General features: G+C 55.4%; 15 protein-coding genes. 12 read left to right on the top strand and 3 right to left on the bottom strand.

Annotation, left to right across the window (positions count from 1 at the left end; genetic code table 11):
* The first annotated feature begins 182 nt into the window (after window positions 1-182).
* From FN829_RS16220 to FN829_RS10855, 3 genes are all read left to right on the top strand, one after another.
* Complete coding sequence (locus FN829_RS16220) at window positions 183-1,376, top strand: RecQ family ATP-dependent DNA helicase (RefSeq protein ID WP_246066510.1); 1,194 nt, start codon at window positions 183-185, stop codon at window positions 1,374-1,376.
* A gap of 27 nt (window positions 1,377-1,403) precedes the next feature.
* Complete coding sequence (locus FN829_RS16225; RefSeq protein WP_246066511.1) at window positions 1,404-2,246, top strand: hypothetical protein; 843 nt, start codon at window positions 1,404-1,406, stop codon at window positions 2,244-2,246.
* A gap of 156 nt (window positions 2,247-2,402) precedes the next feature.
* Window positions 2,403-3,311, top strand: coding sequence for an ADP-ribosylglycohydrolase family protein (locus FN829_RS10855; RefSeq protein WP_142986984.1), 909 nt, complete (start codon window positions 2,403-2,405; stop codon window positions 3,309-3,311).
* Between the two features lie 323 nt (window positions 3,312-3,634).
* On the opposite strand, the gene FN829_RS10860 is transcribed toward FN829_RS10855, so the two are convergent.
* Window positions 3,635-4,498, bottom strand: coding sequence for a hypothetical protein (locus tag FN829_RS10860; RefSeq protein ID WP_142986985.1), 864 nt, complete (start codon window positions 4,496-4,498; stop codon window positions 3,635-3,637).
* A gap of 82 nt (window positions 4,499-4,580) precedes the next feature.
* On the opposite strand from FN829_RS10860, the gene FN829_RS16230 reads away from it, so the two are divergent.
* From FN829_RS16230 to FN829_RS10895, 6 genes are all read left to right on the top strand, one after another.
* Window positions 4,581-5,657, top strand: a complete 1,077-nt coding sequence (locus FN829_RS16230) for a hypothetical protein (protein WP_246066512.1) — start codon at window positions 4,581-4,583, stop codon at window positions 5,655-5,657.
* The gene (locus FN829_RS10870) at window positions 5,654-6,202 is read left to right on the top strand and encodes a hypothetical protein (protein ID WP_142986986.1); all 549 of its coding nucleotides are present in this window, start codon (window positions 5,654-5,656) and stop codon (window positions 6,200-6,202) included. Before FN829_RS16230 ends, FN829_RS10870 begins: the two co-directional genes overlap by 4 nt.
* A 907-nt stretch (window positions 6,203-7,109) precedes the next feature.
* The gene (locus tag FN829_RS10880) at window positions 7,110-7,388 is read left to right on the top strand and encodes a cold shock domain-containing protein (RefSeq protein ID WP_142986988.1); all 279 of its coding nucleotides are present in this window, start codon (window positions 7,110-7,112) and stop codon (window positions 7,386-7,388) included.
* A 324-nt stretch (window positions 7,389-7,712) separates the two neighbouring features.
* Window positions 7,713-8,018: a hypothetical protein gene (locus tag FN829_RS10885; RefSeq protein ID WP_142986989.1), complete on the top strand. Its 306-nt coding sequence runs from the start codon at window positions 7,713-7,715 to the stop codon at window positions 8,016-8,018.
* A 285-nt stretch (window positions 8,019-8,303) separates the two neighbouring features.
* A complete protein-coding gene (locus tag FN829_RS10890; protein WP_142986990.1) occupies window positions 8,304-8,639 on the top strand; it encodes a hypothetical protein in 336 nt (111 codons plus the stop codon).
* A gap of 737 nt (window positions 8,640-9,376) precedes the next feature.
* The gene (locus FN829_RS10895) at window positions 9,377-11,650 is read left to right on the top strand and encodes a hypothetical protein (protein WP_142986991.1); all 2,274 of its coding nucleotides are present in this window, start codon (window positions 9,377-9,379) and stop codon (window positions 11,648-11,650) included.
* Between the two features lie 27 nt (window positions 11,651-11,677).
* On the opposite strand, the gene FN829_RS10900 is transcribed toward FN829_RS10895, so the two are convergent.
* A complete protein-coding gene (locus FN829_RS10900; RefSeq protein ID WP_094558434.1) occupies window positions 11,678-11,905 on the bottom strand; it encodes a hypothetical protein in 228 nt (75 codons plus the stop codon).
* A 214-nt stretch (window positions 11,906-12,119) separates the two neighbouring features.
* Here FN829_RS10900 and FN829_RS10905 point away from each other — a divergent pair, with 214 nt between their 5' ends.
* Genes FN829_RS10905 through FN829_RS10915 form a run of 3 tightly spaced genes read left to right on the top strand, consistent with a single transcriptional unit; the run spans window position 12,120 to window position 14,127 of the window.
* Window positions 12,120-12,575 carry a hypothetical protein gene (locus tag FN829_RS10905; RefSeq protein ID WP_246066513.1) on the top strand — a complete coding sequence of 152 codons (456 nt, stop codon included), beginning with the start codon at window positions 12,120-12,122 and terminating at the stop codon, window positions 12,573-12,575.
* Window positions 12,575-13,030: a hypothetical protein gene (locus tag FN829_RS10910; RefSeq protein WP_094558433.1), complete on the top strand. Its 456-nt coding sequence runs from the start codon at window positions 12,575-12,577 to the stop codon at window positions 13,028-13,030. Before FN829_RS10905 ends, FN829_RS10910 begins: the two co-directional genes overlap by 1 nt.
* Window positions 13,027-14,127: a tyrosine-type recombinase/integrase gene (locus FN829_RS10915; protein WP_142986992.1), complete on the top strand. Its 1,101-nt coding sequence runs from the start codon at window positions 13,027-13,029 to the stop codon at window positions 14,125-14,127. The genes FN829_RS10910 and FN829_RS10915 overlap by 4 nt, the downstream gene beginning before the upstream one ends.
* Here FN829_RS10915 and FN829_RS10920 read toward each other — a convergent pair.
* Window positions 14,124-15,401: a phosphoribosylglycinamide synthetase C domain-containing protein gene (locus FN829_RS10920; protein WP_246066516.1), complete on the bottom strand. Its 1,278-nt coding sequence runs from the start codon at window positions 15,399-15,401 to the stop codon at window positions 14,124-14,126. The genes FN829_RS10915 and FN829_RS10920 overlap by 4 nt on opposite strands.
* Window positions 15,402-15,444 lie beyond the last annotated feature (43 nt).

A 15,444-nucleotide genomic window follows, 5' to 3' on the forward strand; every position in this document is an offset into this window, starting at 1 on the left:
CTCCGAACAGTCACTGTCTTGACTGTGACTAGGAGAGCTAACTCGACCAGCTGTTGACTTCATAGTTTGAGTGGCGACACACGGGGCTGGTCGTGATCGGTTACTGATCGTGAGGCGCGTCCCGTAACATCAATAGTCGGTGTGATGAGAGTCACGTAGACGTGAGTGATTCGCCAGATCGTGTGACGAAAGGGCAGGCGCAGAAATTGCTTGAGCGATCTATCGGGCCCGATGCGGAGTTCCGGTCTGACCAGTGGGAAGCGATCGATGCGCTCGTGAATGAACGAGAGCGATTACTGCTCGTTCAGCGGACCGGGTGGGGGAAGAGCTCGGTGTATTTTATTGCGACAAAACTGTTGCGAGCACAGGGAGCTGGGCCGACGCTCATCATCAGTCCGTTGTTGGCGTTGATGCGGAATCAAATCGAGGACGCGGAACAGCAACTCGGGCTTGACGCGTGGACGATCAACTCGAACAACACCGATGAGTGGGACGACGCGAAACAGCGGGTTCTCGACGGGGACTGTGACGTACTTCTCATCTCACCAGAGCGGCTCGCTAAGCCGGAATTCCGTGAGAATATTCTTGCGGAGATGGAAGACGAAATCGGACTGCTCGTCATCGACGAGGCTCACTGTATCTCTGACTGGGGTCACGATTTCCGGCCGGATTACCGTCGGATCAAACGCATCCTACAGGACCTACCGAGTCATATCCCGGTTGCAGCGACGACTGCGACGGCGAACGACCGGGTCATTGACGACGTGACGACTCAGGTCCCGGACTTGCGCGTGATTCGTGGTGATCTCATGCGGGACTCGCTACGCATTCAAACGGTAGAGATGGACTCACGAGCGAGGCGACTCGCGTGGCTCGCGGAGAATCTCGGCGAGTTACCAGGGTCCGGGATCGTGTACTGCTTGACGACTGACGAAGTCGAGATGGTGGCGAAGTGGTTGACTCAGCGAGGATTCTCTGCGAAGCATTATCACGGAGGAATGGACGGGGACGTTCGGAGCGAACGTGAAGACCAGTTGTTGGCGAACGAGGTCGACGCGCTCGTTGCGACGAACGCGCTCGGGATGGGTTTCAATAAACCAGACCTCGGGTGGGTCGTCCACTTTCAGCGCCCGCCAAACCTCATCAGGTATTACCAGGAGATCGGTCGCGCAGGACGCGGGTTAGACGAGGCGTACGCCGTCCTGCTCTCCGGAGAGGAAGACGACAGGATTGCCGAGTACTTCATCGAAGAAGCGTTCCCTGCTCCGGAGGATTTCGAAACCGTCCTGGCGACGATCGAAGAGAGCGACGCACCGCTGTACAAGTATGAGGTGTTGAAACGCGCGAACGTGTCGTGGAAAGCGGCGTCGAAGTGACTGAATATCCTACGTGTCGAGAACGCGTTGCTCCGCGTTGAGGACGGGTTCGAGCGGACGTCGAAAGACTGGCAGTACGATCACGACCGGTTCGAATCGATCACGGAACAGCGGTGGCGGGAACTCGCGCAGATCCAAGAGTTCGTCAAGACGGAGTCCTGCTTGGCGGCGTTTATCGACGACGTGCTCGACGGGACGATGACGACGTCGTGTGGGCAGTGTGCGAACTGTACCGGTCCGTTCCTCCCGTCTTCGGTCCGAGACGAAGCGCTCGTCGACGAAGCTGTCGAGCATTACCGGGACGCGTCGTGGCAGGTGATATCTGCACGGTACTACATGCCGGAGCCGGACGGTGGGCGTTCGAAGATCGCAGACACACGAAAAACGGAAGACGGGCGGACACTCACCGTGTACGGAGACCCGGGGCTCGGTGAGCTCGTCCGCGAACAGCGGAGTAATGGTGAGGCATACAGCCAGGAAGTAGTCGACGCCGCCGTTGAACACATCCAAGCCGTGTGGGAACCGACACCCGCGCCGGCGTGGGTGACAGCTGTCCCGTCACGAAACGACGATGAGCACGTGACAGATCTCGCACAGCGAATCGCAGCGGGACTCGGAGTTCCCTACGAACCCGCGTTGCGAAAGGTCAAATCGACCGACTCGCAACACGAGTTAGCAAATTCGTATCAGAAACGGTGGAACGTCGAGGACGCGTTCGAGGTGACGGCCGGTGTTCGGTCAGACCCGGTTTTGCTCGTTGACGAGACAGTCAACTCCCGGTGGACGCTTACCGAGGCCGGATTAACGCTGCGAGACGGCGGCAGTGGGATCGTGTATCCGTTCGCGCTCGCAGAACGAGGTAAGTGGTGACCGATGAAGGAGTCTCGGGTCAGTATCGATGTCTCACACAGGACCAGTCATGCGAGACGTACCATTCAATTTCACTCGGGAACCCCCTCCCCCCTCCACGTTGATTGATACTGTACCACGACGTAGGTTTTTCAAATTCCTCTCCGTTGCCGACGTATGGATTCGGATCGAGCACGCGGTGTCCTCCTCGGGTTAGCGTGCGGCGATGCGCTAGGCCGACCGGTCGAGTTCAAATCCGCGTCGGCGATCAGTACGGAACACGGACGACTCGACGAGATGGTCGGCGAGGGGACGTGGAATCAGCCCGCCGGGACGATCACGGACGACACCGAGCAGGCGCTGTGTATCGTACGGAGCCTCGTCGAACTACAAGAGTTCGATCCGGCGGACATCGCCAGGCGGTTCGTCGCTTGGTACGACACCGAGCCGTTCGATATCGGAGGGATGACGGCGAGGTCGCTCAGTCGACTCAAACACGGCGACGCGTGGGATGAAGCGGGCCGACACGTCTGGGAGCAGAGTCGAGAAGGCCAGAACGCAGGCAACGGAAGCGTGATGCGATGTCCACCACTCGCTGTCCCGTACGCGAGTGATTGGGATCGACTTGCCGCGGTGAGTCGACAGTCTTCGCAGATCACCCACGCTGACCCGCGGTGTACGTACGGCTGTGCGATTCTGAACCTCACGATAGCTGGTCTGCTTGAGAACACAGACGCGCCGTTACAGGCTGCGCTCGACGACGTCGACTCAGACGCGCCTGACGAACTCGTGACTGCGCTCGAACCAGTAGCTCGTGGTGAGACGCCTAGCCCGTTGGAAACGTCAGGCTACGTCGTCCATTCGCTACAGACAGCACTCCACGATAGCCTCGTCGCAGACAGCGCCGAGGAGGCGATAGTAACGGCGGTCAATCGTGGCGGAGATACCGACACGATCGGGGCGATTGCGGGCGCGGTCGCCGGGGCGCGGTTCGGGGCGTCACAGCTTCCCGAACGGTGGTTGAGTGCCATCAATGAGGTGAGAGAAATCAAATCGCTGGCAAGTCAGCTCACGAGCTTGTCATGAATTTCCCACCTCCCTCACCACTGACAGAGGTCAGTGAAGTACGGCTCAACCACCATGGCGATAATCGTACTCTAGAATATGATATTTCGGAGTATCATAATCAGTTCTTGACACCGGCGTGCCCACAGCTGATCGATCGGGGCCGAACCGTCAATTAGTCGCGCTGAAGAGGATCGCTACAGGTCGAGTACCACTTCAAAATATACCGTGAAGCAGTGTTCAAACCGTGGAAACAACCCATGAACCAGGAATTGGGTTGGAACTCACACTCAGCATCGAGGCCGTTGCTGCGGTTGGTGAAAGACTCAGTTGCCAAGTCACCCTCACATCGACTCAACGAGACCGAGCAATCCGAGCGCGGCCACTAACCCCACTGCCGAAACAAAGAGGTCAATTCCCCACCGAAGGAGCCAGTCGCGTGCTCGGCCTCCTTCGGGTCGAATCCCGAACCGGACCGAGAGGTGGCGAACTATCACGACCCAGGTGACGAGCACGAACCCGAACAGAAACGGCCACACGTCGATATCGAGTCGAACCTGTACGATGTAGACTGGGAGCACGCCGATCAGTATCGGCGTCGCCGCGATCCGAGATACAGCACGGAGCGGCCGACGCTGTAGTGTCGGAGGGTCGCCGGCAACCAGGTCGGGGACCGACACACCACACGATCGGAAGTTGGCGGCAATCTCGCGGAGTTGTCCACGCGGGATGAGGAACCCCTCTGGCTTCGTGAGAGCGAGCGACCGGTAGCGGACCCGAGCGGCAACGATCGGCCCGAGCGGAATCAACTGTAGGGACTCTACCTCGGTGAGGTCGATCGTCTGTTCGTCAGCACCGGTCGCCGCCGCGAACTGTTCGGTCTCGGGGTCGTCGAATTCGGATTCGATCACCAGGGTGCGAGTCTCGGGAGTAAGCCGGTAGCGGTTCGTCTTGAGCCCCGCACTCGAAAACCAGATCATCAACCACAGACACGCACAGACGATGACGTACCCGACGGCTGCCCGCGAACCGAAGACGGTCGTCGACCCCAAGACTGCGAGCGGGAGCGCGACGAAAAGGCCGACCCAGACCGCGGGATGCATCGTGACGATGAACGCGGCCGTCCGGTGCGGCAGCCGACGAATGCCGTGAAGGGTCGTCTCCCACCGCTGGCCGGGGGCTGCTCGTGTGGTGTCCGTGGAGGGCATATCGAATCTCTCACGAGACATCGACTAAATACCCCGGTGAGCCTGGCAAGCAGTTTTATCAGTTCGTTGCGTCTGTCGGCTCGTGAGCAGCGACGTCGAACCGAGTGACTGGGCACGTCTTGATCCCTGGTTTGACGCGTACCTCGGCTCTGAGAGCGGTGTGGCGGCGTATCGGTCTGATCGGGACAGAGTGCTACGGGAACCGGGACAAAAGTGGGAAGCGATTGATTCAGTAGCTCAGCTCGGTTCGAGCTCGGAATCCACGATGGTCTGTCACCCTGCGCTCCGAGCCACGAACCAAGGCCACTTGACCGAGTGGTGGACCGAGCTCGATTCGTGGTGGGAGCTCTTCAGTGAAGCTGGTCACGAGAAGGCGATCGAAATTGCTGATCTATTCGAGCAATCCAACGACGCGTGGGCAGCGTCCGCGGCTCCCTTCGAGACGGAGCCGCTCGCTACGGACATCACGGGGACGCGAGCGCTTCGGGGACCGGTACGACCGAGCGGTGAACTCGACTGGTCGCAGTGGCTCGCGCAGTTGCTTGAGCCGTCTGCGGCGCTCGCCGGAGAATTGTTCGGCGTATCGGATGACGACCCACCGAACGAAGTACTCCGGGAGGCTCGACTTCCGAAACGCGACGGCGGGCGACGCCGGGCGGATATTCTGGTTCGACATCCCGACTACGGAGTCTCGATCGAAGTGAAACTCGACGACGACAACTATCGGAAAACGCCGGAGACGGCGCGACTCGTCGAACGACACTACGCTGACGTGCGTTGGGATCACGTCCTCCTGTTACCGAAGAGACAGCGTGACCGTCTCAACGCAGTCGTGTCGCCAAGTATCGATGAGCGACCGGACGGGACGTGCGAGATCGTGTGGGACGAGTCGGGACCAATTACCGTCCTGTACTGGCAGGATGTCGCTGCGGCGGTTCGGGCGGTACTACGGCGAGGAGATGCCGTCGACGATCACTGGGCGGCCAATGCGTTTCTCTTCTGTGCGGCGGTTGAACAGCAGATCGCCGGCTTCCAACCCCAGCCGACGATCGATCGAATGGTCGACCCTTCAGGCGTCGTTGAGACGGTGCGACCGATCGTGGTCTCGGAGACACTCGACGAACAGTTAACGTATCTCCGGTCGAGACTCGACCTATGACCGATGAGTTTCTGACCGAGGGGTTGCGTTCGGATCGCTATCTCAAGGCGCTCCAACTGATCTCGCAGTTTGAAGACGAGATCGAGGCACGCCTCCGCGTGTTCGATCAGGAGATGGTTGATGAACAGCCCGAGCTCTTCGATCCGGAGACGGACATGAGCGTGAAGACCAATCGAAACTCCGGGTCAGCACTTGCGATTCATCGCATCAATCACGAGATGGAGGGACCGAAGGCACCGGCGAATCACAGGCAGCGACTGAACGTGCACCTGTATTGGATGTCTCCGACCGACTACGATCGAACCGACGTCGACGGTGCGCTGCGAGCGTTCGGCTACAAGATCAAAGGTGCTGACGAAGCTGTTGACCAAGCGGTTGTTGACCGGACGCGTGAGGGTGACTGGTCTCTTTCAACGGCGGGTAATCCGTTCGACTCGAACACTGTTTTCTACAAGCACGTCGGATCGGTCGACGAACTTGAGGCGGCGCAGGCGGAGCTCGTTGATCACTTCGCAACGTTTGGTGGACGGTACAGCGGGAACTGAAGTTAGGCAGTTTATCGTTGGCCATGACTTCAGGCGAAACAAGCTCGATTGAGCCAATCAGTCACAAACATATTATATGTGAACTGGTCAGTTAGCATAACAGTCGATGTCCCTCCAATATGACGGTGGAGATCGAATCCGAAATCCGGACCGCACTGATTACCAGGTGGGGAACCGATTCAAAAAGGTTCTAGAGACACTCCCAGATTCGACGGTCCCAGAAGCACTGGTGATCGTTGGGATTCTGACTCGAGAATTGACCCCCGTCGATACCGATCCATCAGAGCATCGGGAAACAGCGGCGACGATTACAGACCCACCGTCTGCTGAGGTACCCGTTGAGACGGTTCAGCGAACTCTCTGGTTGCTTAGCAAAGTTCGAGAATCACTTTCTGAGGAACGCAAACAGGCTATTGGAACGTTACTCTCCGCTTCGGGGTTGAACACGCCAGAAGGGTCTGAGTCCGAGGGGGCCCAAACGAGCGAGACGGGCGAGAGTGTCGACTCGAACGTCGATAGTTCGAACCCGACTACGGGGGACATACACGAAGACGAAGGCGGGCAAAACTATCTTGAGAAAAACTACGAGTGTGAGTTTTGTGCGGAGCCATTTGCTAGGGAGCATGAGTTGATGTCTCATCTAACGTCGTGTACTAAGCGGCCCGATGGTGCTCGCTTCGGGTGCGACCACTGTGACCGCACATACCACTCTCAGCACGCAGTAGACCGCCATGTCGAACGCACTCATGATCCGGAGCCAGAGGAGAAAACAGTGCATCGCTGCGCTGACTGTGGCGATGAGTTCGATGCGCCGATGGATCTCCTCAGGCACAGGGCGAGTCACACGGGGCACTCGAGCGATACCGCTGACACGGACGATTCCTCAGCACCAACTGGTGGACAGCAGATGAACGACGAATTCGTAGCTTGGGACGATGTCGGTGTTGTTGATCACTCTAATTCGGAGGATGGCTATGGGTTCATTTCGACAAGTGAGGTGGCTGATGATGTATTCTTCCACGTGAGCGACGTTGCTGGTCGATTCCCTACAGAGGACGACCTACTACAGTATGATATTCATGAGACCGATCGTGGGTACGAAGCGGTCAATATCGAGCACAAAAAACGGGCAGAGTCGTCAACCGAACCATTCGCCAGCACACGTACGCGCTGGGGAGGGAATTGATTTTAGAGGCTCTGTTGAAGTTCTATTCTTCAGATATATGTTGGGATGAAACACCCGGTCGCTGAAGCGTGAATTGACTGCTGAAAGTTCTACCAGTTTTAGAGAATGCGTTCTGATGTTCACCATCTACAACGTTGAACGGCTCCCTTCGGTATTATGAACCCGACGCCGACCCTCTAGTCAACTAACCAAACGTGTCCAAAAGTACTCCTCTCAACGAACCTTGGATAGCAACAGTATCCGGTTTAATCACGAATTGCGCAGTAACTAACAGTCTGGGCCGATGAGTTCTAGCTGTAAGCTTCAAGCACTCTTTCTAAACAGATGACATCCAATAACGACACTGACCGTTTCAACGGTAACGATCCGTACGAGTCGATAAAGAACATCGCAGACAAAAAGGACAGGACTGAGACACAAGTGATGGCTAACACTCTCGAAAACGTTGACCTAAACTTGCTACATAAGATCGCCGGGAAGGAACAGGTGTATGAATCACACAAAACAAAAAGAGACTATCACAAAGAACTCGCCGATCTCGGGTACTTTTTCGGACCTACTATTCATGACAATCAACTATACACACGCAAAGGCGGTGTGACCCAATACGCGGAGGTCCCTAACAGATAGTACCACGGAACGCTCTGCTGACTCGATGGCCGCCGTAATTCTATGAAAGCGTGAAGCAGGATATGAAGCGCAAGAGATCGATGGATTTCGCATGCCACAGAGCACGCTCTGTTGACTGGTCCGCGTGTGAAAGGAGCCGGTCACAGGCGTGCCAGCTCGGGTGCTGAGCGCCGCGGCATCCGGGAAACTAGGATAGGTGAACCCCTGCTTCACGCACTGACGTCCCAGGTGAACAGAGCATATACTGGGATCGATGTCCATACACGGTACGCACAGGCAGTAGTAATGGATGGGGCTGGGAAGAACGTCGAAAAGGTTCGCGTCGAGAACGCGAACCTCAACGAACTCGCCCAGCGGTACGCCGTCGCAGAAGCCGTGCTTGGGGCGACCTCCAACTCCTGTTATATCCACGATCCGCTGTCCGAGCACTTGGATGTGATCGTCACTTATCGGAAAAAGATCAACACAATCGCAGACATCGACAAGAAACCCGACTGCGTAGATGTGAAAGAACTCGCGCGGGTGTTCCGGTTGAATTCAGTTGCTGAAATCTATGCTCCAACCAGGACGGTCAGAACTCTGTTAGGGTATCAATCTCGAAGATGTGTCTCCTGTGTGTAGGAGTGGGTGACGTTCAAGCCACCCGAGTGGCATCAAGCCACCCTGTTATGCCGAACAAGCAGCAGCTTGTTCAGAATGCCGTCCTAAGACGGCTTTTACTAATCTTTGACAGAAGTATATAATATTATGCTATTGACAGCAACGTGAGTATGCTTCGCGTAGCACAGTATGTTCAGCATCTCGGGAACCGATTGGACACGACCTCGGTGTTGTATGGATCCTCTGTATCCTGTACGGCGCTATTACCAAGAGTCGGAGAGGTTGTGTCCGATCAGGTTACATTGTTCGTGTGTACTGAGCGGTTCGTGAGTCCTCTGTACTGACCACACTCCGGTCAGAATGTATCTCTTCCTAAGGGTTTCAACAGACCCGATAGAGTGTATATTCAGACCTATCAAAACAAATCCGCTAGAGATAGCTTGAATCGCCTGCTTACAACCATTTACACTCGGGACACCCTCCCTCCCCCTTGGAAACAATCGTTGGAGGAGTGATTCATTTCGAACGCGATCAGTACCAGTTTCGAGCATCATATCCATCAGAACTCTACCAAAATGAGACCTTGGTTCAGGTTGATGACGATATGCGACTTTTCGATGGCTAGCTACGTTTTCTCAGGTCGCTTGACTGCTCTCTACAGACCTTCCTGATGGTGTCGAGATGTCTTTGGGGGACCGAAGATATTCTACTACCACTCCACGGCACGGGTTTATTCATCGCAGACGGATGGCATGTTTATGGACGAACTGACGGCGAACATCTCGTTCGACCGGTTCGCAGATATGCCGGAATTCTACGGGTCAGGGGCGGCAAAATACCGGTTAGCGATGGTGAAAAGTCGGGATGACTTCTTAGAGTTGTTTGAGGGCGCAGAGCACGTGGACGCAGTGACGTACGCGGAGACGCCTGAACTGATGGTACAAATGCTGACCGAGTACGAGATCGGGTCGCTCGACGTGCTGATCGGGAACGCCGACGATTATGCCGATCAGGTGAACGAAGTGGCGACGGCCCGGTCATTGGTACAGCTCCGGCAGGACGACCGGCTCGTCGTGCGTCTGAAGAATCGGAAGACGGTGCACTCGAAGATTTACCGGATCGTCATGCCGGACGACACGGTGAAACTCGTCCAAGGGTCGGCGAACCTGTCGCGGAATTCGTGGGAGTATCACACGAATCAGATCTCGGTGATGACGACCGAACTCGGCACAGAGTTGGACAAGTCGTTCGAACGGTTCATCGATCAGTACCGAGACGGGTACAGTAGCCAGACGCTGCTCGAAGGCTTGGTTGAAGCGCTCGAAGACGCGGACTCTCCCGAAGAGCGTGAAAATCGGATCGAGTACTGGGTCGGAGCCGGCGACCTCGACGTGAGTGACACTGCGGCGCTCAATCAGGACGCCGTCGAGGATCTGAAAGCAGTCGCAGATCACGTCACGGCGGTTGTCGATGACCCTGACGAGGCCGAGGAAACGGTGGCGTTTGTCGAAGATCCGGACGCCGCTGACAGAACTGTCGTTGAACCAGAAGAGACCGACAGTGATGGCTCGGACGACACCGCCGAGGAAGAGACGGAACCGGATGTGGGACTCGTCGAATCGGAACACGAAACGGGATTGACGGACACGCTCGATCGCCCTCGTGTCAGGACGCCCGACGAGCGGATACGGATGGGGACGAGCAAGGTCGATAAGGACACGGCGGACGAGTTCGGGGCGAGTCTCCGCGATCGCGGCGCAACCATCGAGGATCACAGCATTACCGCACCGCTCAGCGCGTACAACACGCAAGTGAAGGAATCGACGGCAATTCCGACGATGACGGTGCTGCCGGACGCCGAGCAAGTCGTGATCGGTGAGCAAGACGAGATGATCCTCGTCGCTACCGAGGAACCGACTCCGGCGGTGTTGGATCACTGCCTCGAAACGATCGAGGATTACATCGAAACCGTCGAAAACCACGGTCACACGCAGTCCGAGACGGCGGTGATGGCACAGATGTACGAGGCGTTTCTCTACGGGTTCTGGGCCCCGTTCGCAAACCAGTATGCCGAAGCTATGTCATCGCCATCCCGTACACTCGATAACGTCCTCCAACACCTGTACATCGAAGGGAAGAGTGACGCCGGGAAGGACAAACTCACCGAGTATATCCTCCGACTGGTGTCCGACAACACCGTGATTTCCGGGGTGGACGCCGACGACGTCGGTGTAAAAGAAATCCGCGGGATTCGAGAGTGGAACACGAGTTTCCCGTACGCCATCATCGACGCGGAGAAAGAGAAGATACAGCGGTGGAGTCCAATCCGGAACTACTGGGGCGATTGGACGCCGACGAGCGTCGATCAGCCGTGCCTGATTTTCACGACGAACGACGCGCTCCCGAAATCTGAGTTCCGGAACCGGATGAAGATTCTCAGCATGGACGTGTCGTTCCCTTCGAACCCGGAGGACCCGGGATTCCGCGCGGCGCAAGACGACCTCGCGGAGGTACTCGAACGGCAGAATCCGATCTTCAGCTACGTCGCGCGACGGATGCTCACCGACAAACCGTGGACTGACGGGAACGGTACGATCGAAGACGTCCGTCGTATCGTCCGGGAGTTCTACGAAGAGGCAGGGAGAAAGCAACCGGAGTACTTCCCTGACAACGAACCAGCTGAGAAAACGTACGACACGGGGCGGCTCAAATGGCAGCGCGACATTCAGGGCGGCCGCGTCACGTTCGAATCAGAGCCCGACGCGATCACGGCCGATTTCGACCGCGAAGAGTACGAGGTGTACGACTACGAGAAGCGACTCCCCAAGCGGTTCATGTCGGAGAAGTCTTCGACGAGCGTGTATATCGGCGCGCCGGACGAATTCGCCGAGTGGATCGGGTACTCGGTCGAAGAGCTCCTCGGAAATCCCGCAGAGACCGAGACGCAGCCGGGACACTCAGTGGAAAACGAAACTGACGCCAGTAACACTGACGAGTCAAGTGGGTTCCTCTCTCGGCTACTCGGTAAATGATTCCTGACCGATTCTAACGAGTGTGGTTCACTCGTCGGGGTTCGCATCATCTAAGAGCAAGAATCCCCTTTCAACGCGAATTACGACTTCGTCTGTCTCTTCCGGATCAATACCTTGCTGCTCAAGTTCCTCTGCGGTCAGGAATACCGGAACTCCAATCGCACCGTCTTTGTCGGTTCGATTAATCTTCGCTTTTCGCAGTTGCTCAAAGACGCTTTTTGAATCATCTATTTCCTGATCAATATGGCGGGTCATAGAACTCCACTCGTGGCAGAGATAGTGTCTGGTTTCGATCCCTTGTGGACTCTCGGTATCCTAATTTTTAGCACAGTATTTCGGGCTAATTTGTGTTTACTTTTAAAACCTCGTAGCAGACACCCCCGAAATTGAATCATCTCAACGCTCTGCTGTGGCAAGCGATGTGTGGTTAGTTAAATATCTTTGTCGACAAGAACTATATTTGTTGCTGGTGAACATTTTCTTGAGAAATAGTTCGATGACAAAACATGTAGCGACCTACCCCACCGACGAACAGTTAGAGCGGTGGAAGCGTGAGGCGGCGGAGATGGATATGTCGTTCTCAGAGTGGATTCAAGCAATGGTCGAAGCAGGGATGAAAAAATTCAGCCCATCAGTTGAGCGAGACGAGGACATCAACGACCTTCGAGAACAACGGAACGATCTCCGCAAAGAGCTAGAAGCCAGGAGATCACGCGTCCAAGAGTTGGAAACCGCACTCTACCAAGGTGAGCGTGAAGCAATTGCCGAGTACATCGAGAACAACCCAGGGGCCGAGTACGGCGAAATCATTCAGCATATGATGAACTCAACCCCCGAACGGGTGAGTCGTCAATTGGATGTCCTTGATGGAGAGCGGGTACAGCGAGATGAGGAGATGTTCTATCCAATCGAGAGTGAAAAATAGTGGTCTCAAAGAAGATCGAAGAACGGTTGGGGATATACAAGTCACTATCAGAGGTACCGGAAGAGTACCGTTTCTACTCGTTTTCCCCCGGCATAGATGAGCAAAATATCTGGTCGGAGTGGAACGAAATCCACTCTGATTCTAAGTGGAAGCGTGCGGAGGCACGCCGCGTCAAAGACCGCTGGGGAGACCACCTCGAAGACACGGGGAGACATTACGCATTAGCGACACCAGAAGATGTCGAGTCTTTCATCAAGGGGCTTCTTGACGAGGTCCAAATTGAGCGAGCGTACAAACCCTATTGGCTGTTCCTCAAGCGGTTCTACCACTGGCTCGTGTGGCACACTGAGTATCCACATCGATATAATCCGGTGCTGATGGCCTCAGCCAACTACCCAGCATGTAATGAAATCTGGGAGTTCGTCATGTCATTCGACAGGGAGTCATTCAAATGACAAACGAAAAACGCAGAGAGATCGCAGACGCCTTCGAGAAAGATTTAGATCCGCTCTCGACGCTCGAGGAGACCTTCATCAGAAAGGAACTTGAACCGTTTGAGGCGGCTCTTAGCGACCTCATCGACTACGAAACGACGCCTCAAGGAACGATCAATAACTACACCGTACCAATCAAACAATGGAAGAGCTTCATGAACGAACAAGACCGTCACCCGGCATGCCCGGCTGAACACCACGTTGTTGAGTTCATTACATATCTTCGCCAAGAACGCGAAAATTCAGACAGCACCATTAAACCGAAGATCCGCCATTTGAATAGCGTCTTCAAATACTGGCAGTCCGACCCGGCCTTCCCCCACGACGACGCGTTCAATCCATTTGCGAAGGAGCTACAGAAAGGGTACTTGTCACCAGAAGAAGCGAAAGAGCCGCCACGAATCTCTGTTCCTGAGCTCCGTGAGAAGCTCCAAGACGTGAACCACTGGCGGGATCGGTGTATCATTGTGATGCAACTGAAACTCGGTCTCCGCGCAAGTGAACTGTGTAACATCAAGCTGTCAGAAATCAATCTCCGTCATCAAGAACTGACAGACCACTACGATGAGATGGGGACGCACAGACGAGTCCGCGACCGGCCCAACTCCGTCTACATTCCGCCTGACCGAAATCTGAACAAGTCGAATGTCCCCCGAGTGCTTCCACTCGATGATGAGATGCGGCTGCTCCTCATTGAGTATCTTCTCGTGAGGCCCGACAACGGAAAATCATGGCTGTTTCTCTCTCCGACCCGCCATAATCAGATGAACAATTCAAAAATCAACGAGATTTGGAAAGATTACTTCCACCCCGAATATAAGATGGATCCTGATGATCCATATCGGAGTCTAACCTCACACTTCGGTCGGCACCGGTTCTCAACGCACTTCCGAAACGAACGGCAGTGGCCAGAAGAAAAAATACAGTACATGACTGGCCACAAAGGTGACTACGACAGCGATCAGCATGACTCATTGGCCACATACGTCCACACGTACTATGAAGACATCAAAGACCGATACCTTGACGAGATCTACAAGTTCGGGCTTGGTATCTAACTATCCGCAGGTCCGAGGTACCCCCACGCCTGTAGGCGGTCTCCATCGCCGCTGATCCAACGCTCACCGATGTCATCGCGGTAGTACATATTCGGCATCACGATATCATCAATCCGGTCGTACGCTTGCTCACGCGCTGCCTGCATCGTCTCACCTTTCCCGGTCACAACGATGGGCATCCCATTGCCGCCGGCAACACGCCACTGGCCGTCAACCTTCTTTGCGTCTTCAAGATGAATCCCTTCGCGGCTCTCCGTCTCGAAGACCACCGCGGCGTTTCGAGAGTTCTCATCGTATGTCTTGTCGTCGTCGAACGGGAACGGTGGAAGGACAACCCGAATGGCGATCTGGTAGCCATTGTGAACCTCTACGTTCGGGTCGTTTCCGTGTGCGAGGTCGTAGAAGAACTCGCCGGTAGACGACTCGATCGACTCTTCTTGTAGCGCAATCGTCGGGTACCCGAACCTGGGTGTGAACTCTAGCGGATAGATCCCGTTCTCGTTGACGATACAGTTGATGTCAATACTTCCCACGTACCCTTCGTTGGCAAGCCAGCCTTCGAGTTTGCCAAACGTCTCCTCGAACAATTTGTTCTGCCCCGCCCAGAACATCGACGTTCCCATCTCACCAGTCTGTGGACCGATGTTCCCAGGGAATAATTTCTTATGCTCAAAATTGAAATTGACTTGGTCAATAAACGTCTCACCATTGAAGAACCCGCAGATGGCGACTTCGACGCCTTGGACTTTCCGTTGGAGTTGGAAGCCCTTCATGCGGTGTCCCCACGCCTTCTTGTAAGCCCGGAGTACGTCTATAACGTCACTCCCGTCATCCTCATTCCCGACATAGAGCAATCGTTTGACGTTCTGAACTTCGCCGAGTGGCTTGATGACGTATGGAGCCGGATTCTCTTTGACATGGTTGATGCCTGCGTCAAAGTCATTGAAGATGTGGTGCTCAACGGTATTGACGTCGTGCTCTTCGAGTATCTCCATCGCATAGCCACGATCTTCTTCAAGATGATCGGTGTTCGGGGTTCCACCAACGACAGCCTTCCCTTGCTCGCGGAGTTCCTGAGCGAGTTTGCCCGTCCCGATGTCCGGGCCTACCCAGATATCGTCGAAAATGATGACGTCGGCCCAGTCGACCTCCGCCCGCCAATCATCAGTCTTGGGCACGAAGCCATCACCGATTTCCTGATCTCCTTCCGATTCGATGTAGTACGCTCTTGTGTAGCACATTGTTGATTTCAGAGAGTTGCTTTGACGGCGTATTTGAGCGCTTTTCGTCCGGGTTTGCGGTAGAGTTCTCGTCTGA

Origin of the sequence: Halorubrum cibi, assembly GCF_900182635.1 — an archaeon.
Classification (GTDB): Archaea; Halobacteriota; Halobacteria; order Halobacteriales; family Haloferacaceae; genus Halorubrum; species Halorubrum cibi.